Origin of the sequence: Streptomyces sp. NBC_01232 (genome assembly GCF_035989885.1) — a bacterium.
In the GTDB taxonomy this organism is placed as follows: domain Bacteria; phylum Actinomycetota; class Actinomycetes; order Streptomycetales; family Streptomycetaceae; genus Streptomyces.
The window spans coordinates 5,763,319-5,787,578 of record NZ_CP108518.1 but is presented as its reverse complement, the minus strand read 5'-3'; the positions used below and the strand labels follow the sequence as shown (position 1 = coordinate 5,787,578).

The 24,260-nt window shown below is 72.9% G+C and carries 21 protein-coding genes; 9 read left to right on the top strand and 12 right to left on the bottom strand.

What is annotated here, in order from left to right; genetic code table 11:
* Nucleotides 1–61 precede the first annotated feature (61 nt).
* The 3 genes from OG444_RS26925 (at nucleotide 62) to OG444_RS26915 (ending at nucleotide 2,725) form a co-directional block, all read left to right on the top strand.
* Nucleotides 62–1,069 (top strand): aldo/keto reductase, encoded by a 1,008-nt coding sequence (locus OG444_RS26925; RefSeq protein WP_327264590.1) that lies wholly within the window; start codon nucleotides 62–64, stop codon nucleotides 1,067–1,069.
* Nucleotides 1,070–1,267: 198 nt separating this feature from the next.
* Nucleotides 1,268–2,503 carry a PQQ-dependent sugar dehydrogenase gene (locus OG444_RS26920; protein ID WP_327264589.1) on the top strand — a complete coding sequence of 412 codons (1,236 nt, stop codon included), beginning with the start codon at nucleotides 1,268–1,270 and terminating at the stop codon, nucleotides 2,501–2,503.
* A gap of 30 nt (nucleotides 2,504–2,533) precedes the next feature.
* Nucleotides 2,534–2,725, top strand: coding sequence for a DUF6191 domain-containing protein (locus OG444_RS26915; protein ID WP_327264587.1), 192 nt, complete (start codon nucleotides 2,534–2,536; stop codon nucleotides 2,723–2,725).
* On the opposite strand, the gene OG444_RS26910 is transcribed toward OG444_RS26915, so the two are convergent.
* From OG444_RS26910 to OG444_RS26885, 6 genes are all read right to left on the bottom strand, one after another.
* Nucleotides 2,688–5,750 carry a helix-turn-helix transcriptional regulator gene (locus tag OG444_RS26910; protein WP_442810781.1) on the bottom strand — a complete coding sequence of 1,021 codons (3,063 nt, stop codon included), beginning with the start codon at nucleotides 5,748–5,750 and terminating at the stop codon, nucleotides 2,688–2,690. The genes OG444_RS26915 and OG444_RS26910 overlap by 38 nt on opposite strands.
* Before the next feature lie 59 nt (nucleotides 5,751–5,809).
* Entirely contained in the window at nucleotides 5,810–5,992 is a 183-nt protein-coding gene (locus OG444_RS26905) for a hypothetical protein (protein WP_327264585.1), read from the bottom strand.
* Nucleotides 5,993–6,170: 178 nt separating this feature from the next.
* Nucleotides 6,171–6,755, bottom strand: a complete 585-nt coding sequence (locus OG444_RS26900; RefSeq protein WP_327264584.1) for a hypothetical protein — start codon at nucleotides 6,753–6,755, stop codon at nucleotides 6,171–6,173.
* 106 nt (nucleotides 6,756–6,861) lie between these two features.
* The gene (locus OG444_RS26895; RefSeq protein ID WP_327264583.1) at nucleotides 6,862–7,416 is read right to left on the bottom strand and encodes a GNAT family N-acetyltransferase; all 555 of its coding nucleotides are present in this window, start codon (nucleotides 7,414–7,416) and stop codon (nucleotides 6,862–6,864) included.
* A 39-nt stretch (nucleotides 7,417–7,455) separates the two neighbouring features.
* On the bottom strand, nucleotides 7,456–9,705 hold the full coding sequence (locus tag OG444_RS26890; protein WP_327264582.1) for an MMPL family transporter: 2,250 nt from the start codon (nucleotides 9,703–9,705) through the stop codon (nucleotides 7,456–7,458).
* Nucleotides 9,706–9,884: 179 nt separating this feature from the next.
* On the bottom strand, nucleotides 9,885–10,361 hold the full coding sequence (locus OG444_RS26885; RefSeq protein ID WP_327264581.1) for a signal peptidase I: 477 nt from the start codon (nucleotides 10,359–10,361) through the stop codon (nucleotides 9,885–9,887).
* A gap of 55 nt (nucleotides 10,362–10,416) precedes the next feature.
* Between OG444_RS26885 and OG444_RS26880 the strand changes: the two genes are divergently transcribed.
* From OG444_RS26880 to OG444_RS26870, 3 genes are all read left to right on the top strand, one after another.
* On the top strand, nucleotides 10,417–11,253 hold the full coding sequence (locus tag OG444_RS26880) for a GNAT family N-acetyltransferase (RefSeq protein ID WP_327264580.1): 837 nt from the start codon (nucleotides 10,417–10,419) through the stop codon (nucleotides 11,251–11,253).
* A gap of 16 nt (nucleotides 11,254–11,269) precedes the next feature.
* A complete protein-coding gene (locus OG444_RS26875) occupies nucleotides 11,270–11,770 on the top strand; it encodes a DinB family protein (RefSeq protein ID WP_327264579.1) in 501 nt (166 codons plus the stop codon).
* Nucleotides 11,771–11,964: 194 nt separating this feature from the next.
* Nucleotides 11,965–12,237 carry a hypothetical protein gene (locus OG444_RS26870; RefSeq protein WP_327264578.1) on the top strand — a complete coding sequence of 91 codons (273 nt, stop codon included), beginning with the start codon at nucleotides 11,965–11,967 and terminating at the stop codon, nucleotides 12,235–12,237.
* 119 nt (nucleotides 12,238–12,356) lie between these two features.
* On the opposite strand, the gene OG444_RS26865 is transcribed toward OG444_RS26870, so the two are convergent.
* Nucleotides 12,357–13,091: a siderophore-interacting protein gene (locus OG444_RS26865; protein ID WP_327264577.1), complete on the bottom strand. Its 735-nt coding sequence runs from the start codon at nucleotides 13,089–13,091 to the stop codon at nucleotides 12,357–12,359.
* 142 nt (nucleotides 13,092–13,233) lie between these two features.
* Between OG444_RS26865 and OG444_RS26860 the strand changes: the two genes are divergently transcribed.
* From OG444_RS26860 to OG444_RS26850, 3 genes are all read left to right on the top strand, one after another.
* Nucleotides 13,234–15,354 (top strand): penicillin acylase family protein, encoded by a 2,121-nt coding sequence (locus OG444_RS26860; protein ID WP_327266947.1) that lies wholly within the window; start codon nucleotides 13,234–13,236, stop codon nucleotides 15,352–15,354.
* Nucleotides 15,351–15,962 (top strand): GNAT family N-acetyltransferase, encoded by a 612-nt coding sequence (locus OG444_RS26855; protein WP_327264576.1) that lies wholly within the window; start codon nucleotides 15,351–15,353, stop codon nucleotides 15,960–15,962. Before OG444_RS26860 ends, OG444_RS26855 begins: the two co-directional genes overlap by 4 nt.
* A gap of 245 nt (nucleotides 15,963–16,207) precedes the next feature.
* Nucleotides 16,208–18,109, top strand: a complete 1,902-nt coding sequence (locus OG444_RS26850; RefSeq protein ID WP_327264575.1) for a serine/threonine protein kinase — start codon at nucleotides 16,208–16,210, stop codon at nucleotides 18,107–18,109.
* Nucleotides 18,110–18,255: 146 nt separating this feature from the next.
* Here the strand turns inward: OG444_RS26850 and gatB are convergent, their stop codons facing one another.
* The 5 genes from gatB to OG444_RS26825 all read right to left on the bottom strand — a co-directional run bounded on the left by gatB (nucleotide 18,256) and on the right by OG444_RS26825 (nucleotide 24,245).
* Nucleotides 18,256–19,746, bottom strand: a complete 1,491-nt coding sequence (gene gatB / locus OG444_RS26845) for an Asp-tRNA(Asn)/Glu-tRNA(Gln) amidotransferase subunit GatB (RefSeq protein WP_327266946.1) — start codon at nucleotides 19,744–19,746, stop codon at nucleotides 18,256–18,258.
* Between the two features lie 38 nt (nucleotides 19,747–19,784).
* Complete coding sequence (locus tag OG444_RS26840) at nucleotides 19,785–20,030, bottom strand: hypothetical protein (RefSeq protein ID WP_033224566.1); 246 nt, start codon at nucleotides 20,028–20,030, stop codon at nucleotides 19,785–19,787.
* Entirely contained in the window at nucleotides 20,027–21,520 is a 1,494-nt protein-coding gene (gene gatA, locus OG444_RS26835) for an Asp-tRNA(Asn)/Glu-tRNA(Gln) amidotransferase subunit GatA (protein ID WP_327264571.1), read from the bottom strand. Before gatA ends, OG444_RS26840 begins: the two co-directional genes overlap by 4 nt.
* 5 nt (nucleotides 21,521–21,525) lie before the next feature.
* Complete coding sequence (gene gatC / locus OG444_RS26830) at nucleotides 21,526–21,822, bottom strand: Asp-tRNA(Asn)/Glu-tRNA(Gln) amidotransferase subunit GatC (protein ID WP_030010586.1); 297 nt, start codon at nucleotides 21,820–21,822, stop codon at nucleotides 21,526–21,528.
* A 233-nt stretch (nucleotides 21,823–22,055) separates the two neighbouring features.
* Nucleotides 22,056–24,245 (bottom strand): putative bifunctional diguanylate cyclase/phosphodiesterase, encoded by a 2,190-nt coding sequence (locus OG444_RS26825; protein ID WP_383199608.1) that lies wholly within the window; start codon nucleotides 24,243–24,245, stop codon nucleotides 22,056–22,058.
* Between the last annotated feature and the right edge of the window lie 15 nt (nucleotides 24,246–24,260).

The following is a 24,260-nucleotide window of genomic DNA, read 5'->3' as shown; positions in this document are numbered from 1 at the left end:
ATGCCAAGGCATCCGGATCAAGCCGTTAGTTTGATGGCCGGAGCCGGAGGGGGACGCAGGGGTGGAGCGCAGGTCGATCGGGGCGGGGGCACTGAGCGTGGGCGCCATCGGCCTCGGCTGTATGCCGATGAGCTGGGCGTACGCACCCTCGCGGCGGCGGGGGCAGGAGTCCGTGGCCGCCGTGCACACGGCACTGGACCTGGGGTCGAACCTGCTGGACACGGCCGACGTGTACGGGCCGTACACCAATGAGCTGCTGCTCGGGCGGGTGCTGCGGGAACGGCGGTCCGAGGCGTTCGTCTCGGCCAAGGTGGGCCTGCGGGCGGGCGACCAGCACGTGGTCGCGGACGGCCGGCCCGGCTACCTGCGGCGGGCCTGCGACGCATCGCTGCGGCGGCTGCGGACCGAGGTCATAGACCTCTACCAGCTGCACCGGGTGGACCCGGACGTCCCCGTGGAGGAGACCTGGGGGGCCATGGCGGAGCTGGTGGGCGCGGGCAAGGTGCGGGCGCTCGGCTTCTGCGCACTGGGCGCCGGGGCCGGGCCGGGGGCGGGGCGGAGCGGGGACCGGGGGTACCGGACGACCCTGCGGCACCTGGAGCGGCTGCAGCAGGTGTTCCCGGTGAGCGCGGTGCAGGCGGAGCTGTCGGTGTGGTCGCCGGAGGCGGCGTGGCAGCTGCTGCCGTGGTGCGCGGCGCGCGGGGTGGGGTTCCTGGCGGCGATGCCGCTGGGCAGCGGGTTCCTCACGGGGACCCTCACGCCGGGTGAGGGCTTCGAGCCGCAGGACGTGCGGGCCCGGCACCCGCGGTTCACGGCGGAGGCGATGGCCTCGAACCAGGTGCTGCTGGCGGGGCTGCGGCGGGTGGCGCGGCGGCACGGTCCGGAGGTCACGGTCGCGCAGGTGGCGCTGGCGTGGGTGCTGGCGCAAGGGCCCCAGGTGGTGCCGGTGCCGGGGGCCGACCGGGCGTCCTGGGCGGCGGAGAACGCGCGGGCGGCGGAGGTCAGGCTCTCTGCCGGGGACCTGGCAGAGATCGCGGCCCTCCCGGTCGAGGTGGGAGCCTGGGACTGACCCGGGCCGGGGCCGGATCGGGGCCGGATCGGGGCCGGATCGGGGCCGGATCGGGGCCCGGGTTCCGGCGCCGATGCGGGCGGCCGGGGCCGATCCACATCCACTCGATCGAGTGTACGAGTGGCGGAACTTCGCGAACTGCCGGAGCTGTTGAGACAGATGGAAGGCAGGATCGGAGGACCGGAAGGGAGCAGGGCGATGCGATACGGAAGTTCTCCCGGGCAGACGGGGTCCGAGGGCGCGGGCGGGCGGCGCCGGGGTGTGCTGGCGGCGCTCGCGCTGGTCGGCTGCGGCGCCCTGCTGGCGGCGGGCTGCTCGCCGGAGGGTGCCCCGGGTGCGGGGCCGGGCGGCTCACCACCGGGCACGGCCGCGGCCGGATCCAAGTCACCCGGCCCGTCGGGGAGACCGTCCGCCTCGCCCGAGGCCACGGGTCCGCCGGCGAAGGGGGCGGTGACGGTGACCGGCGAGGTCGCCAAGGGCCTGGAGTCGCCGTGGGGCGTGGCCCCGCTGCCCGACGGGGACCTGCTGGTCGCCTCGCGGGACAATGGGACGATCAGCAGGGTCGCCGCGGGCTCCGGCGCGGTGACGCAGATCGGCAAGGTGCCGGGGGTGGCTCCTGGCGGCGAGGGCGGGCTGATGGGCCTCGCGCTGTCGCCCGCGTTCGCTTCGGACCGGCTGGTGTATGTGTACTTCACGACCGAGTCCGACAACCGCATCGCCCGGCTGCGTTATGACGAGCAGAGGCCTGCCGGGCAGCAACTGGGCGCGCCGGACACGGTGTTCCGGGGCATTCCCAAGGGTCGCATCCACAACGGCGGCCGGATCGCCTTCGGCCCGGACAAGATGCTCTACGCGGGGACGGGCGAGACCGGTGACACGGGGCTCGCGCAGGACAAGAAGTCGCTGGGCGGCAAGATCCTGCGGATGACCCCGGACGGAGATCCGGTGCACGGCAACCCGGAGGCGGACTCCGTCGTCTACTCCTACGGGCACCGCAATGTGCAGGGCCTCGCCTGGGACAAGGACAAGCGTCTGTGGGCGGCCGAGTTCGGCCAGAACACCTGGGACGAGCTGAATCTGATCGAGCCCGGTGCCAACTACGGCTGGCCCGAGGCCGAGGGGAAGGCGGGCTTGCCCGGTTTCCGGGATCCGGTGGCGGTGTGGAAGCCCGACGAGGCCTCGCCGAGCGGGATCGCCTGGGCCGAGGGTTCGATTTGGATGGCCGGCTTGAGGGGCAAGCGGCTGTGGCGCATCCCGTTGGCCGGTAGTGCGCCGGTGGCGGAGCCCGAGGCCTTCCTGGAAGGTGAGTACGGACGGCTGCGGACGGTGGTGCCCCTCGGCGGGGACCGCATGCTGCTGGTCACGAGCGAGACGGACGGGCGCGGGTCGCCGGAAGCGGCCGACGATCGGATCCTCACCCTCACGGTGCGGTGACCGGCATGTCCCCGGACGGGGACGAAGGGCATGGTGGGCGCGGTGTTCAACCTGATCGAGGAGCTGTTCAACCCGGGACGCAAACACACCGACGAGGAGAAGAAGCGGCTGGAGCTGTCCCGGACCGACGTCAATGACAACGATCCGGGACGGGGTCCGATAGACCTCGACTCCGGCAAGGTCCTCATACGCCTGGACGATCAGCCTCCGGGCGGGGGCTGACCGGGGAGGGCTCGGCGAACAGGCGCAGCCGGTGGGCGAGGGCGGCCGCCTCGCCGCGGCCGGTGACACCGAGCTTGGCCAGGATGTTCGAGACGTGCACGCTCGCCGTCTTCGGGGAGATGAAGAGCTCCTCGGCGATCTTCCGGTTGGTGCTGCCGGCCGCCACCAGCCGTAGGACGTCCCGTTCCCGGCTGGTCAGGCCGAGTGCCTCGGCCGGGTCGGTCTCCGGTGCGGGCGGCGGGGCGGCCGGGTCGGCGGCCGTCAGCGGGAGCCGGGCGCGCTGGGCCAGCAGGGCCAGGTCCTCGCGGAGCCTTCGTGCGCCGATGCGCTCGGTGGTGGTGTGGGCCTCGCGGAGCAGGGCGGCCGCGGGCTCCCGGTCACCGGCGGCCAGCAGGGCCTCCGCGTGCCGGTGGCAGGCCTTGGCCAGCAGGTACGGGCGCTCCAGCGGGCGGACGGCCTTCTCGACGCCGGCCCAGTCGGCGACGGTGTCCCGGGCCTCGGCCCGGAGCAGTTCGGCCCGGACGTACTCGGCGTAGGCGGTCCACACCGGGACCGGCGTGGCGAGGGAGTGGGCGGCGGTGCGCAGCACGTCGAGGGCGGCGTCCCGGCCGGCCTCGGCGGCGGGCAGCCCCCGGGCGTCCGCCTCCGCGGTGGCGGCGGCGAGCAGCAGCGGCCAGGCGTAGCGGTGCTGCCCGAGCGGGAATCCGGAGGCGACGGCAGCGGACGTCTCGGTGCGGACGTCGGCGATCCGGCCCTCTTCCGCGGCCACTCCGACCGCGAGGCGGTGGAGCGGTATCCGGTGCTGGGGCTGGGTCTCGTCCGTGCCGAAGTGGGCGTGGGCGGCGGCGAGCTGGTGGGCCGCCTCCGTCGACTCGCCGCGGGCCAGAGCCAGATAGGCCAGCCGTGCGGTGGCGGAGCCGCGCGGGGCCGCGCTCTGGCCGACGAGCAGGGTGCGCCGGGCCGCCTCGGCTGCCTCGTCCCAGCGGCCGAGGCTGTAGAGGCTCTCGGCCATGTTCCCGCAGACCCAGGCCTCGCTGTCCAGGAGCCGGGACCTGCGCACCAGTTCGGCCCCTTGTTCGGCCAGTTCCACGGCTTCGCGGGACCGGCCCAGGCTTTCCAACTGAGAGGTGAGGTTGATATGTGCATGCCCTGCCAGCATGGTGAGGCCCAGGTTCGTGGCCCGTTCCCGTACCGCGTGCATTTCGGCGAGGCCGCCCGGGCCGTCGCCGGCGTCGATGAGCAGGGCTCCGGCCGTGATCCGGGCGTTGAGCTCGGTCTCCTCGGCGCCGACCATGCGCGCGTACTCGACCGCGCGTTCGGCGGCGGCGAGGTTGTCGGGGCCCGGCTTGTGGAGCATGCCCCAGCTCGCGGCCCGGACCAGGACCTCGGCGTGCACCTGCGACGGGGGCAGCCCCCGGACGAGCTCCTGCGCCTTGGCTATCTCCTGCCAGCCGTCGCCGCGCCCGAGGCCCGCGATCAGCCGGGAGCGCTCGGTCCAGAACCAGGCGGCCCGCAGGGGTTCGTGGTCGTCCTCCAGCATGCGCAGCGCCGTCTTCGTGATCTTCAGGGCGCGATCGCGCTCCCCGCCGTAGCGCGCCGTGACGGTGGCCTCGGCCAGCAGGTCGAGCCGCTGGAGCGCGGTGGTGGCCGGGTCGCAGCCGCCGGGCGGGTACACCTCGGTGAAGTCCGCCGGGTGGAGGGCGTCGCGGACGTCCTCGGGAGCGCTGTCCCACAGGTCCACGGCCCGCTCCAGCAGGCGCAGTTGCTCGGAGTAGGCGTGCCGGCGCCGGGCCGCGACGGAGGCGGCCAGTACGGCGGGCAGCGCCTTGGCGGGATCGTTCGCCTGGTACCAGTAGCTGGCCAGCCGGATGATCCGCTCCTCGGCACGGACGAGGGTGCCGTCGGCTTCCATGGCCTCGGCGTAGCGGCGGTTGACGCGGGCCCGCTCGCCGGGGAGCAGGTCGTCGCTGACGGCCTCGCGGACCAGCGAGTGCCGGAAGCGGTAGCCGTCGCCGTCGGGGGTGGCGAGCAGGATGTTGGCCCCGACCGCGGCTCTCAGCGCCTCGATCAGCTCGTCCTCGGTGAGCCCGGCGACCGCGCGCAGCAGCGGGTACTCCACGGTGGAGCCGCCCTCGGCGACGATGCGCACCAGGCGCTGGGTCTCGTCGGGGAGCACCTCGACGCGGACGAGGAGGAGGTCGCGCAGGGATTCGGTGAGTCCGGTGCGGCAGCCGCTCTCCTTGGAGGCGACGAGTTCCTCGACGAAGAAGGCGTTGCCGTCGGACCGGTCGAAGACGGAGTCCACGAAGTCCTCGTCGGGCTCCGCGGCGAGGATGCCGGCGAGCTGGCGGCGTACCTCGGCCCGGTTGAAGCGGGACAGTTCGATGCGCCGGACGGTGCGGAGCCGGTCGAGTTCGGCGAGGAGCGGGCGCAGGGGGTGACGCCGGTGCACGTCGTCCGCGCGGTAGGTGGCGACGATGACGAGGCGGCCGCTGCCGAGGGCTCGGAAGAGGTAGGAGAGCAGGTGCCGGGTGGAGGTGTCCGCCCAGTGCAGGTCCTCCAGGACCAGGACGACGGTCCGGTCGGCGGCGAGGCGCTCCAGCATGCGGGCCGTCAGTTCGAAGAGCCGGGCGGTGCTCTCCTCGTCGTGCGGGCCGCGCGGGGTGTCGCCGAGTTCGGGGAGGATCCGGGCGAGTTCGTCCTCGTGGCCGGCGGCAGCGGCGGCGAGCTCCCCGGGCAGCAGGCGGTGCAGGGTGCGCAGCGCCGTCGAGAAAGGGGCGAAGGGAAGTCCCTCCGCCCCGATCTCCACACAGCCTCCGACGGCGACGACGGCGCCGCGGCGGTCCGCCTCGCAGAGGAACTCCTCGGTGAGGCGGGTCTTGCCGACTCCGGCCTCTCCCCCGACGAGCATCGCCTGCGGCTCCTGGCCCGCGGCGCGGGCCAGTGCGTCGGTGAGTACGGCCAGTTCGTCGGCTCGGCCGACGAACACCGGGCTGACAGATCTGGTCTCCACGTCGCCGAGCATCGCACAGAGGTCCTGCCCGGCGGCACTGGTCGCCGGTGCGCTCATGATCACGCGTGGGGTCACGCGGCGCGGGGCGCGGAGCGGGTGAACCGGCTCCGGAGCGTGCTCACCGGCCTTCGGGGGCCCTGGCCGGGCGAGGAGGCGCGGTGGGCGTTCCCGGCCGCGTGGGCCGTGCGGTATTCGGCAGCCTCGCGGATGAGGTCGGCGCTGCGGACGGCGGTGGCGATTTCGTACTCGAACATCTCGTGCTCCCTGGTCGCGTTTCCCGGACACCTCGTTCGGTGTGATCCAAGATTCGCGTCCCAGGGGGTACCGGCACATCGGTCGCATGCCGCATCTGCCGGGGGCGGGGGGCCTTAGTCCGGGGCCGTGGAGCCCCGGGGCGGTCCGTGCGGACCTAAGGCAGTGCCTAGGCCGTGCCTAGGCGCCCGCGCCCGCCGCCTTGGGGATGGCGAGGAGGAGGTCGAAGTACATGAGGACGAAGAGCAGTACGCCGAGGGCGCCCAGTCCGATGCCGGCCCAGGAGACGGACCGCACCCAGGTCGGGAGGATGCGCTCGGGGCTGCTGAAGGCGGGGAGGGCCAGCACGAAGATGGCGATGATCAGGGCGAGGGCGGAGAAGATGCCGTTCACCATCGCGGTGGTGTGCCACGGGTCGACGAACTGGGCGGCGATCTGCGCATTGGCGTCGGCGGCCTGGCTCAGCTCGAGCCGGGCGGCGACGCTCGCGCGCTCGGACACGATGCCCGCGACCCAACTCCCGCTGAGGGCGACGACACCCAGACCCGCGGCGACGATCGCGGAGGCCGCGGATCCGACGTGGCCGGGCTCCCGGTCCTCGGCCAGCTCCTCGGCGAACGCCTCGTCGTCGAGGTCCGCGTCGGTGACCTCGTCGGTGACGGCGGTGTCGGCCTCGGCCGGCTCGGGGGTCTCGGCCTTGGTGAGGTCGGCCGGGGTGGTGTCCGCCTCGGAGGCGTTCGGGGCGGGGGTCTTCGTGGTGTCCATGCGGGGCACCGTAGGCGCCCTGTCTGAGATTCTTCTGAGAATCCGCGGGCCGTGGCTGCGGACGCGGACTTCGCGGGCCCCGCGCCCGGCGGGGCCCGTGCGGGGATCAGGCGGATCGGGTCGCGGCCCACTCGTGGGCGAGGATCGACCAGACCTCGGTGTCCTGGCGGACCCCGCGGTGGAGGTGGTTCTCCCGCATGACGCCTTCGCGGCTCATGCCGAGGCGCGCGGCCACGGCGAGGCTCTTCTTGTTGCCGGAGGCTGCGTGCCACTCGATGCGGTGCATGCCGCGCTCGCCGAAGGCGTAGTCGATCAGGACCCGGCAGGCCTTGGTGATCAGGCCGCGGCCGGCCGCGTCGGGCTCCAGCCAGCAGCCGATCTCGCAGTTGCCGCTCTCCGCGTCGAACGCCGGGAAGAGGACCCCGCCGACGAGCGTGCCGTCGAGCCGGATGCCGAAGAAGCGCGCACCGTCCTCCCCCGCCTTCACCGCGTACTTGGCCAGCAGGGCCCGGGCGGAGTCGAGGTCGGTGGAGCGGTCCGGGAAGCCGACGTACTGGCCGATGAATTCACGTCCGCGCTCGATGTGCGCGAAGAACTCCTGGGCGTGCCGGGCCTCCAGCGGGAACAACTGGGCGTCTTCGGCGAGATCTATCGAGAACATGCGCGGTCTTCCTTGGGTCTCGGGCGGCGGGTGGCCGGATCACCGGGAGGTGGTGGCGGGCTCGGCGCGGTCCTCGCTCGTGGCGAGGTCCGCGGCGGGCCGCTGCCCGGGAAGTTTCGCATGCGGGCGGTGTTCGGGGGGCTCGATGCTGATCCGGGGCAGGCGCCGGTCGAGCCAGGCGGGCAGCCACCAGTTTGCCCCGCCGAGCATGTGCATCAGGGCCGGGACGAGGAGGGTGCGCAGCACGAAGGCGTCGAGGGCGACGGCGGCGGCGAGCGCGATGCCGAACATCGCGATGATCCGGTCGCCGCTGAGTACAAAGGCCAGGAACACGGAGATCATGATGACGGCGGCCGAGTTGATGACCCGGCTGGTCTCGGCGAGGCCCACGCGCACGGCCCGCCGGTTGTCACCGGTCTCCAGCCACTCCTCGTACATCCGGCTGACGAGGAAGACCTGGTAGTCCATCGACAGCCCGAAGAGGACGGACACCATGATCACGGGCAGGAAGGGTTCGATCGGCCCGGCGCTGCCCAGGCCCAGCAGCTCGCTGCCCCAGCCCCATTGGAAGATCGCGACCACGACGCCGAAGGAGGAGGCGACGGCGGCGATGTTCATGGCCGCCGCCTTCAGCGGGATGCCGATGGACCGGAAGGCCAGCAGCAGGAGCACGCAGCCGAGGGCGACGACCACGCCGACGAAGAGCGGCAGCTTGCCGATGATGACCTCGGCGAAGTCGTCGTAGGCGGCCGTCACGCCGCCGACGTGGATCTCCATGGAATTGCCCTGCCCGGCAACCGGGATGACGTCCTGGCGGAGCCTGTCGACGAGGTCGCTCGTGGCCCGGGACTGCGGGGCGGAGTCCGGTACGACGGTCAGGACGGCGGTGTCGCCGCTGCGGTTGAGGACGGCGGGGCCGGTGGAGGCGACGCCCTCGGCCGTACGGAGCGCCTGTGCCAGCCGGTCGACGGCGAGCCGGTCGCCGGCGCCGTCGAGCCGGGCGACGACGGTCAGCGGGCCGTTGGTACCGGGACCGAACCCCTGCGCCAGCAGGTCGTAGGCCTGCCGGGTGGTGGAGGTGGCCGGGTTGTTGCCCTGGTCGGACGTGCCCAGGTGGAGGGAGAGGGTGGGCACGGCCAGTACCAGCATGACCGCGGTGGCCATGACGCCCAGCAGCTTGGGGTGCCGTTCGACGAAAGCGGACCAGCGGACGGCGAAGCCGGAGGTCTGCTCGGGGGCCGGGCCCTCGGCGGCGAGCCTGCGGCGTTCGCGACGCGAGAGGGCGCGGGTGCCGATGTACGAGAGGAGGGCGGGCAGCAGGGTGACCGAGGCGGCGACCGTCAGGACCACCGTCACGGAGGCCGCTATCGCGACGCCGTCCAGGAACTTCAGCCGCAGCACCAGCATGCCGAGCAGGGCTATGCAGACGGTGGCACCGGCGAAGACGACGGCCCGGCCGGTGGTGGCGACGGCGTTCGCGGCCGCCTCCTCGACCGTGCTGCCCCGTGCCAGGGCCTTGCGGTGCCGGGTGACGATGAACAGCGCGTAGTCGATGCCGACGCCGAGGCCGATGAGGGTGCCGAGCATCGGGGCGAAGTCGGCGACCGGCATCGCGTGCCCGAGGAGGGTGATGCCGAAGTAGGCGGTGCCCACGCTGACCAGGGCGGTCGCGATGGGCAGCAGGCTCGCGGCGAGCGAGCCGAAGGCGAGGAAGAGGACCAGGGCGGCGACGGCGACGCCGATGACCTCGGCCAGGTGCGCGGTGGGGGCCTCGGTGAGCTGGATGGCGCGGCCGCCCAGTTCGACCTGGAGACCGCCGGTCTCGGTGGTGGGGTTCTTCGCGGCGTCGACGACCGCCCGGGCCTGGGCCTTGGGGACGGAGTCCGCCTGCTGGTCGAAGGTCACCACGGCGTAGGCGGTGCGCCCGTCGGGGCTGATCCGTGCGGCGTTCTCGGGGCCCGGACCGTAGGGTCCGGCGACCGATCCGACGCCGGGGAGCCCGGCGACGGCGTCGAGCGCGCGGGTCATGCGCCGTTCCGTGTCCGGGGTGCGCACGCTCTGCCCGTCCGGGGCCCGCCACACGATGGTGTCGGTGTCCCCGCCCTGGCCGTGGAAGCCCTCGCGCAGGAGGGCGTTCGCCTTGCCGGACTCGGTGCCGGGGACCTCGTAGTCGTTGGAGAACGCCGACCCGGTGGTCGCCGCGGCCGCTGCGGTCGCGCCGAGTGCGAGCAGCCAGATCAGGACGGCGAGGAGGCGATGGCGCATGCACCAGCGTGCTATTACAGCCAACGGACGTGCTCCCTGGTGGTTCGGGTCTTTACCGGGGGCAGCCCGTCGCAAAGAACGCATGAACGCGTGAAGGCCCGGCCGAGGGGCCCGGGGGATCACCCCGGCAGGTTCGGCACAGATGGTCTACACCCTGCACGATCTCAGCGTTTCGTGATCGTTGGCCCCTTTCGTGTGCATCGTCACAGCACGGGGCTGCCCGCGGGCTCGGCCTCCCCCTGCCGCTGCCCCTGCCCCTCGGGCTCGGCCTCCGCGTGCCCCTCGGCCTCGGCCTCCGCGTGCCCTTCGGGCTCGTCCACCCGGTACCCGGGGATCGAGGGCCAGCGGACGGTGAGGACCACGGCGTCCTCCTCGGCGTACCAGGAGTGGTCGACGCCGCGCCCCCAGAGCACGTAGTCCCCCTGCTCGGCGAGGACGACGGTGCGGCCGGGGAACTCCAGCCGGAAGCGTCCGCTGATCAGCACCAGCAGCGCGGTGCGCCTCTCGGCGGTCGCCCACCGCTCCCGCTGGTCACCCTTCGGGTGAACCCCCCATTTGATCTCCACGTCCTCGCTGTGACGGGGATCGGAGGGGTCCTTGAAGTGACCGAGGAGCCAGCCGCGGTCGGCCGCGGCGTCGGGGGTGGCCTTACCGGTGTAGATGGCGGAGTCGTGATGCACGGGGGTGAGGCTAATGCAGTTGTGGTGACTGCCGGGACACTGGTGAGCTGGGGCGATGACGATCGGTCTTGATGAACTGCTGAAGGTGCGCGCCCGGTTCGACGCCGAGGTGCGCGAGGGTGCGCAGGCGGACGCCCCGCACGCGAGCGTGGAGCGGGCGGGGGCCGTCGTACGGCACACCGTGCCCGGGCTCGGCTGGAACGCCGTGCTCTGGTCGGACCTCGACGAGGAGACGGCGGACGCGGAGATCGCTGCGCAGGTGGCGTTCTTCGAGGGGCGCGGGTGCCCGGAGTTCGAGTGGAAGCTGTACGGCCACGACGGTCCGGCGGACCTCGGGGACCGGCTGAGGGCGGCGGGCTTCGTGCCGGAGCCGCCCGAGACGCTGATGGTGGGCCTGACGTCCGAGCTCGCGAAGCTGCCGGTGGAACCGCCGGAGGGCATCACGCTGCGGGTGGTGACGGACGAGGCCGGCGTCGACCTGATGATGGAGGTCCACGCGGGCGCCTTCGGGACGGAGCGGCCGCGGATCCGGGAGCAGCTGCTCAGCCGGCTGCTCGAGGAGCCGGACACCATCGCCGCGGTGCTCGCCATGGCGGGCGGGACCCCGGTGAGCGCGGCCCGGATGGAGATGCGGCCGGGCACGTCCTTCGCAGGCCTCTGGGGCGGCGGCACGCTCCCGCAGTGGCGGGGCCGGGGCATCTACCGGCTGCTGGTCGCCCACCGCGCCCGCCTGGCGGCGGAGCTGGGGATCCCGTACCTGCAGGTGGACGCCTCCGACGACAGCCGCCCGATCCTGGAACGGCTGGGCTTCGGGGTACTGGGCGTGACGGTGCCGTACCTGTGGACCGCCCCCCGGGCCGCATCCGGCGGATCTTGTCGGGCCCTGGGGTGAGCGGCAGGATCGCCTCATGGAACGCATCAGCCCGCCCCTGACCGGCGACGAACGCGAGACCCTCCGGACCTTCCTCGACTACCACCGGGCCACCCTGGCCCTGAAGTGCGAGGGGCTCACCGACGAGCAGCTGCGCCGCGCGTCGATGCCACCGTCCACGCTGTCCCTGCTGGGGCTGGTCCGGCACATGGCCGAGGTCGAGAGGCACTGGTTCCGCCGCGTCCTGGGCGGCGAGGACCTGCCCCACCGGTGGTCGGACACCCACGACTTCCAGGCCGCCTACGACGCCTCGGGGGCCACCCGGGCCGAGGCGTTCACCGCCTGGGAGGAGGAGGTCGGGCACGCCCGCCGCATCGAGGCAGCCGCCGGGTCGCTGGACGTGACGGCGTACGTGCCGAGCTGGCAGGAGGAGGCCTCGCTGCGCCTGGTGATGCTCCACCTCATCCACGAGTACGCCCGTCACAACGGCCACGCCGACTTCCTGCGCGAGGGGATCGACGGCACCACCGGCGCGTAGGTCCTGCGGGTGCGTGTCGCGGAGGGCTGCTCTAGCGTCGGACGGAGGAGGGGATTTCCCTGCCGAGCCGGTCCGGTCCGGGGACCCGGGCCCTGCGGCCGCACGGCGGCCGCGTGCGCCCGGCGCAGTTCCCACGCGGATCCGGCGCCTTCCGGTCCCGGGCCGCGCGACGATCCCGGAGAGCAGGTGCGTCCATGCGCACGTCGACCCGTATCGCAGGTGTCCTCAGCGGCCTGGCCCTCGTACTCGGTGGCGCGGCCTTCACGGCCCCCGCCGCCCACGCGGACGTCTCGGCCTGCATCAACCAGGTCGAGCGGGAGCTACAGGGCGGCGAGGCCCCGGAAGCGGTCCGCACGGCGTGTTCCGTCGGCTACTCCGGCGGGCACGAGGAGTGCGTGAGCGGCCTCACCAAGAGCGGTGTGACCAACGGAACCGCGGTGAGCGCCTGCAAGGTGTCCGTCCAGTAGCCGCAGCCGGGCCCGGACCCACCGGCCTGCCGACGTACCGAACCGGCGGCCCCCTTCTCCTGGCCGTCCGGCACCGTGCGGTGCCGGACGGACCGCGGAAGGGGGCTCCCGGTTCGGCCTCAGGCCGCCGGCCGCCAGTACCCCAGCGCGTTCACCCGGTGCTTGGGCAGTGCGAGGTCCTTGCGCAGGTACGCCGTCAGGGCGCGCGTCGTCGCCGTGTCGCACGCCAGCCAGACGTACGCCGACTCCGGGTCCCCGGCCAGCTCGGGAAGCTCGGCCCGCACCCGGTCGGCCAGGGCCGTACCGTCGCGCCGCACCCGGCGGATGTCGTGCCGGCCCTGCTCCACCCGCATCGGCAACTGCTCGTCCGAGTCGTGCTGCGTCTCGAACCAGATGGTCGCCGGGGTCTGCGGGTACGTGTCCAGCAGCGAGTTGATCGCCGGGAGGGACGCCGGGTCCCCGATGACGAGCAGGCGCTCCGGGGCCGGCGCGGGGGCCGTGAATCCGGTTCCCTGGACGGTGGCGTCTATCGTGTCGCCCGGCTTCGCGTCGCGCGCCCAGGCACTGGCGACCCCGTCGTGCAGGGCGAACTCGAAGCTGAAGGTGCCCGCTTCGGGGTCCGGGTCCACCAGGGTGTACGCCCGCTGGTGCGGCTTGCCCGCACCCTGGAACCAGACGCGCACCCACATCGTCGGATGCAGTGACTCACCGGCGGCCGCCAGCAGCCCGCCGTCCGTGAAGCTCACGCGGCGGTAGTTCCCTGTGAGGTCTTCCGCTCCCGTCACCGTGAACGTGAAGTCCTTGCCCCGCATGAGCTTGAGGACCACGCCCTCCCAGCCCTTGCCGACCGCCATGTCCAACCCCTCCCCTAGCGCCCCTATAGTTAGGTCAGCCTAACCTAAACGCACGTCGGGGAAGAGTGTGAGCAGCGTGAGCAGTGCCAGCAGCGAGAGCGGCGACGCGCAGTCGTACGCAACGGACCGGAGCGAGCCCCCTGTGGAGACCCCGGAATCCTACGGTGTCTACCGCGACCAGTGGGGCGTGCCCCACCTGCGCGCTGTCGACGAACTCCGGCTCGTCCACGCCCAGGGCCGCGTGACCGCCTACGACCGCGCCTGGCAGCTGGAGGTCGAACGGCACCGCGCGGAGGGTTCCAGCGCCTCCTTCCTCGGTGGGGACGCCGTCACCTGGGACCGCTTCGCCCGCCAGTCCCGGCTGGCCGACACGGCCCGCCGCTGCTACGGGGCCATGGAGGCCGACGACCCCGCCACCGCCGCCTGGGTCCGCGCCTACGTGGACGGGGTCAACGAGGGGCTCGCCGCCGGCGCCGCCCGCGACGAACGCTTCGCGCGCACCGGCCTCGCCCCCACCCCCTGGGAGCCGTGGGTCCCGCTCGCCATCTGGATCGCCACGCACATCCTGTTCGCCGGCTTCGCCACCAAGCTGTGGCGCGAGCGCGTCGCCCGCGCCCTCGGCGACGAGGCGGTCACCCTCTTCGCCACGGACGGCCCCGGCACCGCCGGCAGCAACGGCTGGCTGGTCCCGGGCGACCGCACCACCACCGGCTCGGCGATCATCGCCGGCGACCCGCACCGGTTCATCGAGGACCCGGGCGTCTACCAGCAGATACGTCTCTCCTGCCCGGAATACGACGTGATCGGCCTCGCCGTCCCCGGCGTCCCCGGCCTCGGCCACTTCGGGCACACCGGGACCGCCGCCTGGGCCATCACCAACGCGATGTCCGACTACCAGGACCTGTACGTCGAGCAGTTGCGCCGGGAGGACGACGGCACCGTCCGGGCTCTCGGTACGGACGGCGTCTGGGAGCCCGTCTCCCGCCACACCGAGACCATCACCGTCGCCGACGGCGACGACGTCGAGGTGGAGGTCCTGGAGACCCCCCGCGGCCCCGTGATCATCCACGCGGACGGCGACCTCGGGGCGGACGTGCACGCCGACGTCGAGGGCCACGCCGACGGCAGCGCCCAGACCCTCTCCCTGCGCTACCCGCCCCGGGTCCGCCTGGACCTCGGCTTCGCGGCCCTTCCCGCGCTGCTGCGGGCCCGCACCGTCGCCGACATCGACCGCGCCTTCGACCGCTGGGCCGAGCCGGTCAACGTCGTCCACGCCGCCGACACCGAGGGCGGCCTGCTGCACCGCGTCGCGGGCGCCGTGCCGCTGCGCCACCGCACCAACCGGCTGCGCCCCGTGCCCGCCTGGGACCCGCAGCACGACTGGCAGGGCTGGGCCCCGACCCCCGTCGAGCCGGTGCAGGGCTTCGCCGTCATGGCGAACGCGCGCGGGATCGCCTCCCCGCTCGGCGTGGAGTTCGCGCCCCCGCACCGCGCCAACCGCATCCGCGAGCTGCTCAGCGGCTCCGCGGACTGGTCCCCGAAGGCGATGGCCGACGTACACCGGGACACGCACCTGGCCTCGGCGGCTTCGCTGCTCGCCCTGCTGCCCGGGTTCGAGGACCTGACCCCGGCGGCGCAGGCCCTGCGCACCCGGCTGCTCGCCTGGGACCGGCACATGGCGGCCGACAGCACCGACGCCACCGTCTTCTCGGCCTTCCGCAGCGCGACCGTACGCCGCTTCGCCGCCGACCCCGTCTTCGAAGGACTGTGGGGGGCTCCCACCGGCCCGGCCGTCTTCCACCCCTGGCTGTACCTGGTCCCGCGGATCGGCTACGCCCTCGAAGGCCTGCTCACCACCTCCCTCGTCCCCGGTCTCGACCGTGCCGCGCACGTCCGGGCCGCGCTGGAGGAGACGGCCGCGGCCGGCACCCCCGACACCGCCTGGTCGCAGGTCCACCGCCTCACCCCCTGGCAGGCCGTGCCCGACCGGGAGCCCGTGGAGTGGCCCGGCCTCGGCGGGGACCACGACTGCGTGAACGCCACCTCCGCCGTTCCCGGCTTCACCGACCTCACCGCCCGCGCATCGGCGGCGCGTTACGTCTGGGACCTCGCCCGCCGCGAGGACAGCCTCTGGGCGGTCCCGCTGGGCGCGGACGGCGTCACCGGTTCCCCCCACCACCGCGACCAGCTGCCCCTGTGGGCACAGTGCGAACTCGTCCCCGTCGTCACCGACTGGACCCGTCTCACCAAGGAATCGATATGACCTCCGCCCCCTCCGTCGGACAGCCCGTGCACACCCAGGTCGTCGAGGGCTTCGGCACCATCACCATCACCCCTGTCGACCCGGCCGCCGACTCCGCGCTGATCCACAGCTGGGTCACGCAGGAGCGCGCCCGCTTCTGGGGCATGGGCGAGGCCAGCCGCGAACTGGTCCAGGAAATCTACGAGGACGTCGACCGCCGCACCACCCACCACGCCTACATGGTCGGCCGCGACGGCGAGCAGGTCGCGCTGTTCCAGACGTACGACTGCGCCGAGGACCGGGTCAGCGAGTGCTATGAGGTCCAGCCCGGGGACGTCGGCGTGCACCTGCTGATCGGCCCGACCGAGGGGGCGGCCGAGCCCGGCTTCACCGGGTTCCTGATGACCGCGTTCATCGGGTTCGTGTTCTCCGACGGCGTCGCGCGCCGCGTGGTCGTGGAGCCGGACGCCCGCAACACCAAGGCCATCGCCCGTATGGAACGCACCGGGTTCGTCCTCGGGCCGGAGGTCGTGCTCCCGGAGATCGACCTGCCCGAGGTCTACCTCCCGGCCAAGCCGGCCCGGCTGGCCTTCTTCACCGCTCCGGGGGCGGCGCCGGCAGCCGGCTGACCGGAACCTCCTCTTCGACCGGGCGTCCGGCGAACGGATGCCGCCCACCGGGCGGTTCCGCGAGCCGGGCGCCCGGCGGCGTATCCGGGGCCGGCGGCGACGTCGGCCCCGGAGACCGCCGTCCGGCAGCCGGTGGCCCGCCTACGAGAGGGTGAACGGCGACGGGGATTGCCGATTCCGATTGACCCCGCGCACCTCCCCCCGTGAAGCTGATGGTCTATCAATGCAGCTTGAGGTGGGGGACATTGACCAGTCAGAACCTGCACATCGGTCCGGATTCGGCGGCCGACCGGTACCGTCTGCTCCGCTCGATCGGGCGCGGCGGGGAAGCCGTGCTGTATCTGGCCGAGATCGAACTCGCGGGCGGATCCGAGCCCGTGGTCGTCAAGGTGCTCGACTCCAAGACGACCATCACGCCGGACATCTTCGACCGGATCAGCCAGAAGTGGAACGAGCAGGCCGAGCTGCTGCGGTTCGTCCACCGGCCGGGTGTCGTGGGCGTGCGGGAGCACTTCGAGGGCCCTCCGATCCACCGGCCCGGGGAGTCCTCGACGCTGACCGGGCGGGCGCTCGTCCTCGTCATGAACCACGTCGACGGGCTCGACCTGCGGGACTGGCGGGCCGAGCGGACGCTGGCCACCGCCGCCGAGCGGCGTGAGGTGATGCGCACGCTGGAGCAGCTGGCCGACGTACTGGACTGGCTGCACTCGGGGAAGGCCACCCCGTCCGGGCGCCAGGTCATCCACGGCGACCTCTCCCCCGGCAATGTGATGGTCGACGCGCACGGGCAGGCCACCCTGGTGGACTTCGGCCTCAGCAAGCTGACCGCCGACCACCAGACGGCCGAGGTCTGGTTCACGCCGGGCTACGCGGCGCCCGAGGTCTTCGACGGCAAGCGGACACCGGGGACGGACCGGTACGCCTTCGGGGCGATCGCGTACTTCCTGCTGAGCGGGCAGTCCCCGCCCGCAACGCCGGAGCAGCTCGCGCAGGCGCTGACCGGGCTGCCGCAGATCGCCGTGCTGGACTCCGAGCAGCGGGCGCGGATCACCTCGATCTACGCGGCCGATCCGGGGAAGCGGCCGGTGAGCCTGGCCGGCTGGATGAAGGACGTCCGCCACGCGGTGGTCTCCACGACCACGGCGACCTCGCAGCAGGCCGCCCCCGCGGCTCCGCCGAGGCCGGCCGCCCCGCCGCCGCCGGTGGTGCCGCCGCAGCCGTTCACGCCGCCGCCCGCGGCTGCGCCGGTGGCGGCTCCGCCCGCGTACGCCCCGGCCGCGCAGCCCGTGCAGCCCGTGCAGCCCGTGCAGTCGGAGCCGGTCACCGCGCCGGAGCCCACGGCGCCCGCCCCGGCCCCCGTTCCTGCCCCCGTCCCCGTCCCGGTTCCGCAGCCGGAGCCGGAGCCGGCGGTGCCCGCCGGGTACGGCCCCACGTACAACCTGAGCCCGGCCCCCGCCCCGGAGCCCGTGCGCCCGAAGAAGAAGCGGCGGACCGGCCTGATCCTCGGCTCGGTGGCCGGCGTGGTGGTACTGGCCGCGCTCGCGGTGGCCGGCGTACAGCTGCTGGGCGACAAGGACGGGGACAAGGGCGTCCGGGCGGGCGGCTCCACACCGAGCGGCGCGGGCGCCACCAGCGCGCCGCCCGCCCAGCCCTCGGCCTCCGCCTCCGACTCGCGCGGCACCCCGTCGAAGTCGCCGGGCGGCGGGGCCGACGCGTCGGGCAGCCCGAAGGCGAGCGAGCCCGGTACCGCGCCCGAGAGCGACGTGGTGGACCTGACGAACCTGCAGCCCATCAACGGGCTCAACGGCCTGCGGGTGACCGCCGCCACGCTGAACACCAAGTCGTACGGCACCTCGTTCGTCGCGGACTGCTCGCAGACCTCGTACGCCGAGTTCAACCTCAACCGGGCCTGGACCCACCTGGACTTCACCGCCGGGATCGCCGACAACTCGCCCGTGGAACGGGGCCGCATCTCCGTCTCCATCGACGACCAGCCCGCCCTCTTCAACGAGGAGGTCACGCTGGGCAAGCCGGTCCCCAGGACGGTGGAGGTCAAGGGTGCCCTGCGGCTGCGTATCCGGGTGGAGGACACCTGCGGCCTCAAGGACGGATACGTCGTCCTCGCGAGCCCCACCCTGCGACGCTGACGCCGAAGCGGCCCACCGCTCGGCGGGCTCCGGCGGACCTGCGTCGCGAAGGGCGCCCTGTGCACAGGGTGTGCATGCACGACGAGCCGGACGACGACGGCCCCGCACCGGGATTCCGGTGCGGGGCCGTCGTACGTACGCAGGGTTTACTCGGAGACGCCCAGACGCTCCAGGATGAGCTCCTTGACGCGCGCCGCGTCCGCCTGGCCGCGGGTGGTCTTCATGACCGCTCCGACCAGGGCGCCGACGGCAGCGATCTTGCCGCCGCGGATCTTGTCCGCGATGGCCGCGTTGCCCGCGATGGCCTCGTCCACGGCCGCGCCCAGCGCGCCCTCGTCCGAGACGACCTTCAGGCCGCGCTTCTCGACGACCTCGTCCGGGGTGCCCTCACCCGCGAGGACGCCTTCGAGGACCTTGCGGGCCAGCTTGTCGTTGAGCGAGCCGTCGGCGACCAGGGCCGCGACCCGGGCCACCTGCACCGGGGTGATCGGCAGCTCGTCGACGACGACGCCCTGCTCGTTGGCGTTGCGGGCCAGCTCGCCCATCCACCACTTGCGTGCGGCGGCCGAGTCGGCACCCGCCTCGATCGTGGCGACGATGGAGTCCACCGCGCCCGCGTTGAGGATCGACTGCATGTCGTGCTCGGTGACGTCCCACTCCTCGCGGAGCCGGTTGCGGCGCACGCGCGGCATCTCGGGCAGACCGCCGCGCAGCTCCTCGACCCAGCCGCGGGCCGGGGCGACGGGGACCAGGTCGGGCTCCGGGAAGTAGCGGTAGTCCTCGGCGTTGTCCTTGATGCGGCCGGCCGTGGTGGAGCCGTCCTCCTCGTGGAAGTGCCGGGTCTCCTGCACGATCGAACCGCCCGACGAGAGCACCGCCGCGTGGCGCTGGATCTCGAAGCGGGCCGCGCGCTCGACGGAACGCAGGGAGTTGACGTTCTTGGTCTCCGAGCGGGTGCCGAACTCGGACTCCGGGGTCGGGCGCAGCGACAGGTTCACGTCGCAGCGCATCTGGCCCTTGTCCATGCGGGCCTCGGAGACGCCGAGCGCCTTGATGACCTCGCGCAGCTCGGCGACGTACGCCTTGGCGACCTCGGGTGCCCGCTCGCCCGCGCCCTCGATGGGCTTGGTGACGATCTCGATGAGCGGGATGCCGGCGCGGTTGTAGTCCAGCAGGGAGTGGGACGCGCCGTGGATACGGCCGGTGGCGCCGCCGACGTGCAGCGACTTGCCGGTGTCCTCCTCCATGTGGGCGCGCTCGATCTCCACGCGGAAGATCTCGCCGTCCTCCAGCTGGACGTCCAGGAAGCCGTTGAAGGCGATGGGCTCGTCGTACTGGGAGGTCTGGAAGTTCTTCGGCATGTCCGGATAGAAGTAGTTCTTCCGGGCGAAGCGGCACCACTCGGCGATCTCGCAGTTCAGCGCGAGGCCGATCTTGATGGCCGACTCGACGCCGATCGCGTTGACGACCGGCAGGGAGCCGGGCAGACCGAGGCAGGTCGGGCAGGTCTGCGAGTTGGGCTCGGCGCCCAGCTCGGTGGAACAGCCGCAGAACATCTTGGTCTTGGTGCCGAGCTCGACATGGACCTCCAGGCCCATGACGGGGTCGTACGAGGCGAGAGCGTCCTCGTACGACATCAGTTCGGTGTAGGTGCTCACGGTGAAACTATTCCCTCTCAGCCCAGCAGGACGTCGTCGTCGCCCAGGCGCTTCAGCTCGCGGTACAGGATCGCGAGGCCGGTGACGATGGCGGCGGCGGACACGGCGGCGTCGACCAGCTTCAGCACGTCGTTCTCGCTGCGGGCCTTCTTGACCTGCTTGATCACGCTGATCGCGCCGAAGGCGGTGGTGCCGATCGACAGGTAGGTGCCGGTCTTGGACTTCTTGAAGCCCTTGGCCTTGGTCAGTGCACTGGTGCTCACAGGGACGGTGCCTCCTCAAGCAGCGGGTGACCCCAGCGTGCGACGAAGGCGGCCTCGACGGCCGCACCGACCTTGTAGAGCCGGTCGTCCTTCATCGCCGGGGCGATGATCTGGAGCCCGACCGGGAGACCGTCCTCCGGTGCCAGGCCGCAGGGCAGCGACATGGCGGAGTTGCCGGCCAGGTTGGTCGGGATGGTGCACAGGTCCGCGAGGTACATGGCGAGCGGGTCGTCGGTGCGCTCGCCGATGGGGAAGGCGGTGGTCGGGGTCGTCGGGGAGACGATCACGTCGACCTGCTCGAAGGACTTCTCGAAGTCCTTCGTGATGAGGGTGCGGACCTTCTGGGCGGAGCCGTAGTACGCGTCGTAGTAGCCGGAGCTGAGCGCGTACGTGCCGAGGATGATGCGGCGCTTGACCTCGTCGCCGAAGCCGGCTTCGCGGGTCAGGGCGGTGACGTCCTCGGCGGACTTGGTGCCGTCGTCGCCGACGCGCAGGCCGTAGCGCATGGCGTCGAAGCGGGCCAGGTTCGAGGAGCACTCGGACGGCGCGATCAGGTAGTACGCGGCCATCGCGAGATCGAAGGACGGGCAGTCCAGCTCGACGATCTCGGCGCCGAGCTCCTTGAGGAGCTCCACCGACTCGTTGAAGCGCTGGACGACACCGGCCTGGTAGCCCTCACCGGCGAACTGCTTGACCACACCGACGCGCATACCGGCCACCGAGCCGTTGCGGGCGGCCTCGACGACCGGCGGGACCGGGGCGTCGATGGAGGTGGAGTCGAGCGGGTCGTGCCCGGCGATCACCTCGTGCAGGAGGGCCGCGTCCAGGACCGTACGGGCGCAGGGCCCGCCCTGGTCGAGGGAGGAGGAGAAGGCGACCATGCCGTAGCGGGAGACACCGCCGTACGTGGGCTTCACGCCGACCGTGCCCGTGACGGCGGCGGGCTGGCGGATGGAACCGCCGGTGTCGGTGCCGATGGCGAGCGGGGCCTGGAAGGCGGCGAGGGCCGCCGCGGAGCCGCCGCCGGAACCGCCGGGGATCCGGGTGAGGTCCCACGGGTTGCCGGTGGGGCCGTAGGCGCTGTTCTCGGTGGAGGACCCCATGGCGAACTCGTCCATGTTGGTCTTGCCGAGGATGACGACGTCGGCTTCCTTCAGCTTGCGCGTCAAGGTGGCGTCGTAGGGCGGGATCCAGCCTTCGAGGATCTTCGAACCGACGGTCGTCGGGATCCCGACCGTGGTGAAGATGTCCTTGAGGGCGAGGGGCACGCCGGCCAGCGGGCCGAGCTTCTCGCCGGCCGCGCGCTTGGCGTCGACGGCGCGGGCCTGGGCGAGCGCGCCCTCGCGGTCCACGTGCAGGAAGGCGTTGACCTTCTCGTCGGTGGCGTCGATGCGGGCCAGGTGGGCCTCGGTCACCTCGACGGCCGTGAGCTCGCCGGAGGCGATCTTCCCGGCGGTCTCGGCGGCCGTGAGCTTGATGATGTCGACCATGATTGTTAGTCCTCCCCCAGGATCTGCGGCACCTTGAAACGCTGCTGCTCCTGGGCGGGAGCACCGGAGAGCGCCTGCTCGGGGGTGAGCGAAGGACGGACCTCGTCCGCGCGCATGACGTTCGTCAGCGGCAGCGGGTGGGAGGTCGGCGGGACGTCTTGGTCGGCGACCTCGGAGACACGGGCGACCGCGCCGATGATGTCGCCGAGCTGTCCGGCGAAGTGATCCAGCTCGTTGCTGGACAGCTCAAGGCGCGCCAGCCGAGCGAGGTGGACGACCTCCTCGCGCGTAATGCCAGGCATGCAGCGATCCTCTGGGGGTGGGTGGATGTTTCGTTTCGGACCCAATCCTATGGGGCCGGGCGCTCGGCCTGCGAAACGGTTTGCGCGGATGCCGGGACGGGCCGCGGCGCGGAGCCTCCCGGGCTCCGCCCGGACCCGCGCCTCACACGCCGGCGGGGCTGGATCTTCCAGCCCCGCCGGCGTGTGAGGCGGGCGGGGTGCGGGGGCGCCGCCCCCGCAGCGGCGCCGCGGGATCAGACCGCGTCGGCCTCGGCCGCGGCGAGCTCCGCCGTGATGTCCGCCGGGCGGCGCCAGCCGCGCTCGCCGCGGGCCAGCAGCCAGGCGGTGGCCTCCTGCGGCGGCATGGCGGCGGCGACCAGCCAGCCCTGGACGGCGTCGCAGCCCAGGTCCCGCAGGCGCTCCCACGTCTCGTCGTCCTCCACGCCCTCCGCCACGACCAGCAGGCCCAGCGAGTGCGCCAGGTCCACCGTGCACCGGACGATCTCCGCGTCCTGCGCGTCGACCGCCAGCCGGCCGACGAACGAGCGGTCGATCTTCAGCTCGCTGACCGGCAGGCGGCGCAGGTGCACGAGGGAGGAGTAGCCGGTGCCGAAGTCGTCGAGTGACATCTTCACGCCGTGGCCGGTGAGCCCGGCCATGGTGTCCGCGGCCCGCTGGGGGTCCTCCAGCAGGACGTGTTCCGTTATCTCCAGCTGCAGCCCGCTCGCCGGGACCCCGTGGCGGGCCAGTCGCGCGGCGACGGCGCCCGCGAAGCCCGGGGTGTGGACGTCGCGCGGTGAGACGTTGACGGCGACCGGGACCTTGAGGCCCTGGGCCCGCCACCGCGCGACCTGGGCGAGGGCGGTCTCCAGTACGTACTCGGTCAGGTGCGGCATCAGCCCGGAGGTCTCGGCGATCGCGATGAACTCGTCCGGCGACACCCGTCCGCGTTCCGGGTGCACCCACCGTACGAGGGCTTCGAGCCCGGCCACCTGGCCGTCGAAGCGGACCTTCGGCTGGTAGTGCAATTCCACTTCGCCTGCGTCCAGGGCCCTGCGGAGGTCGCCGAGGAGGCCCAGGCGGTCGGGGGTGTTGCTGTCGCGCTTGGACTCGTACACCTCGACGCCCGTGCGGTCGCGCTTGGCCTGGTACATCGCCACGTCCGCGCGCCGCAGCAACCCCTCCGCGTCGAGCGCGTGATCGGGGAAGACGGCGAGGCCGGCGCTGGCCTCCAGGACGAGGGTCAGGCCGTCCAGGTCGAGCGGGGAGCTGAGATCGGCGACCAGGTGGCGGGCGATGCGCTGGGCGCTGGTGGTGGAGTCGGTGAAGGGGAGCAGGACGGCGAACTCGTCGCCGCCGAGCCGGGCCGCCTCCGCGTCCTCGGGGAGGGCCTGGCGCAGCCGTTCGGCGATCTGGAGGAGCAGCCGGTCGCCCGCCAGGTGCCCCAGGGTGTCGTTGACCGCCCGGAAGCGGTCCAGGTCGATGAGCACGAGGGCGGCCCGGGTGCCGGAACGTTCGGCCTCGTCCAGGGCGGACCAGGCCCGCTCCAGCAGCCACTGCCGGTTGGGCAGCCCGGTCAGCGGGTCCCTCAGCTGCTCCTCGGCGCGTGCCCGGGCGATCCACAGGGTGGAGTCCAGGGCGATCAGCGGTACGGCGAACAGCGGCAGCAGCACCGGCTGGGTGACGGCGACGACGCAGATCAGGGGGGCGATGCCGAGCAGCGCGACGGCTACTAAGGCCTGCCGGAGCAGGGCGGTGCGGGCGACGGTGGGCAGCCCGCCGCCGCGCGGGGCCAGCGCGATCCAGAGCAGGACGCGGGTGGCGAGGAGGTAGGCGACGGCGACGAGGACGATCTCGGGGACCGCCTCCAGCCCCCAGAAGGTGGGCAGCCAGGGGTTCTCGACGGAGGGCACCTCGCCGAAGGCGGCGAGTACGAGGGCCCCGGCGCCGATGCCGAGGATGTCGACGGAGCCGTGCAGCAGCCCCTGCCGCCAGCGGTGCCTGCGGGCCGCCCCGACCAGGGAGACCACGGCGAGGGAGACCAGTCCGGCGGGGACCCATCCGTAGAGGATGAGGACGCCGAGGGTGAGGGCGGCGCCCGATCCGGTGCCGCCCCACCAGCGGTCGCGGCCGAGGGCGACGAGGTGGCCGACGATGATGCCGGTGAGGAGGGCCAGTGCCCAGCCGACCGGGCCGCCGGGGAACAGCGCGTGACGGCCGCTCAGCGCGGACACGATGCCGGTGGTGAGCACCGCGACGGCGAGTCCCACGACGAGGAAGGGCAGCACACCGCGCCGCTCCTGTCCGCCCGCACCGGTGTCGAGCGGTCGGGTCTCGGGCGTCCTGGTACCCAGGACACCGAGTCTGCCCGCCCTGCCCGCCCGCATGGACGGGAGTTCCCCGCCGAATTCAGGTGACGGGTCGGCGCTTTCGGTGGGTTTCATGCCCGTACCTCTCAC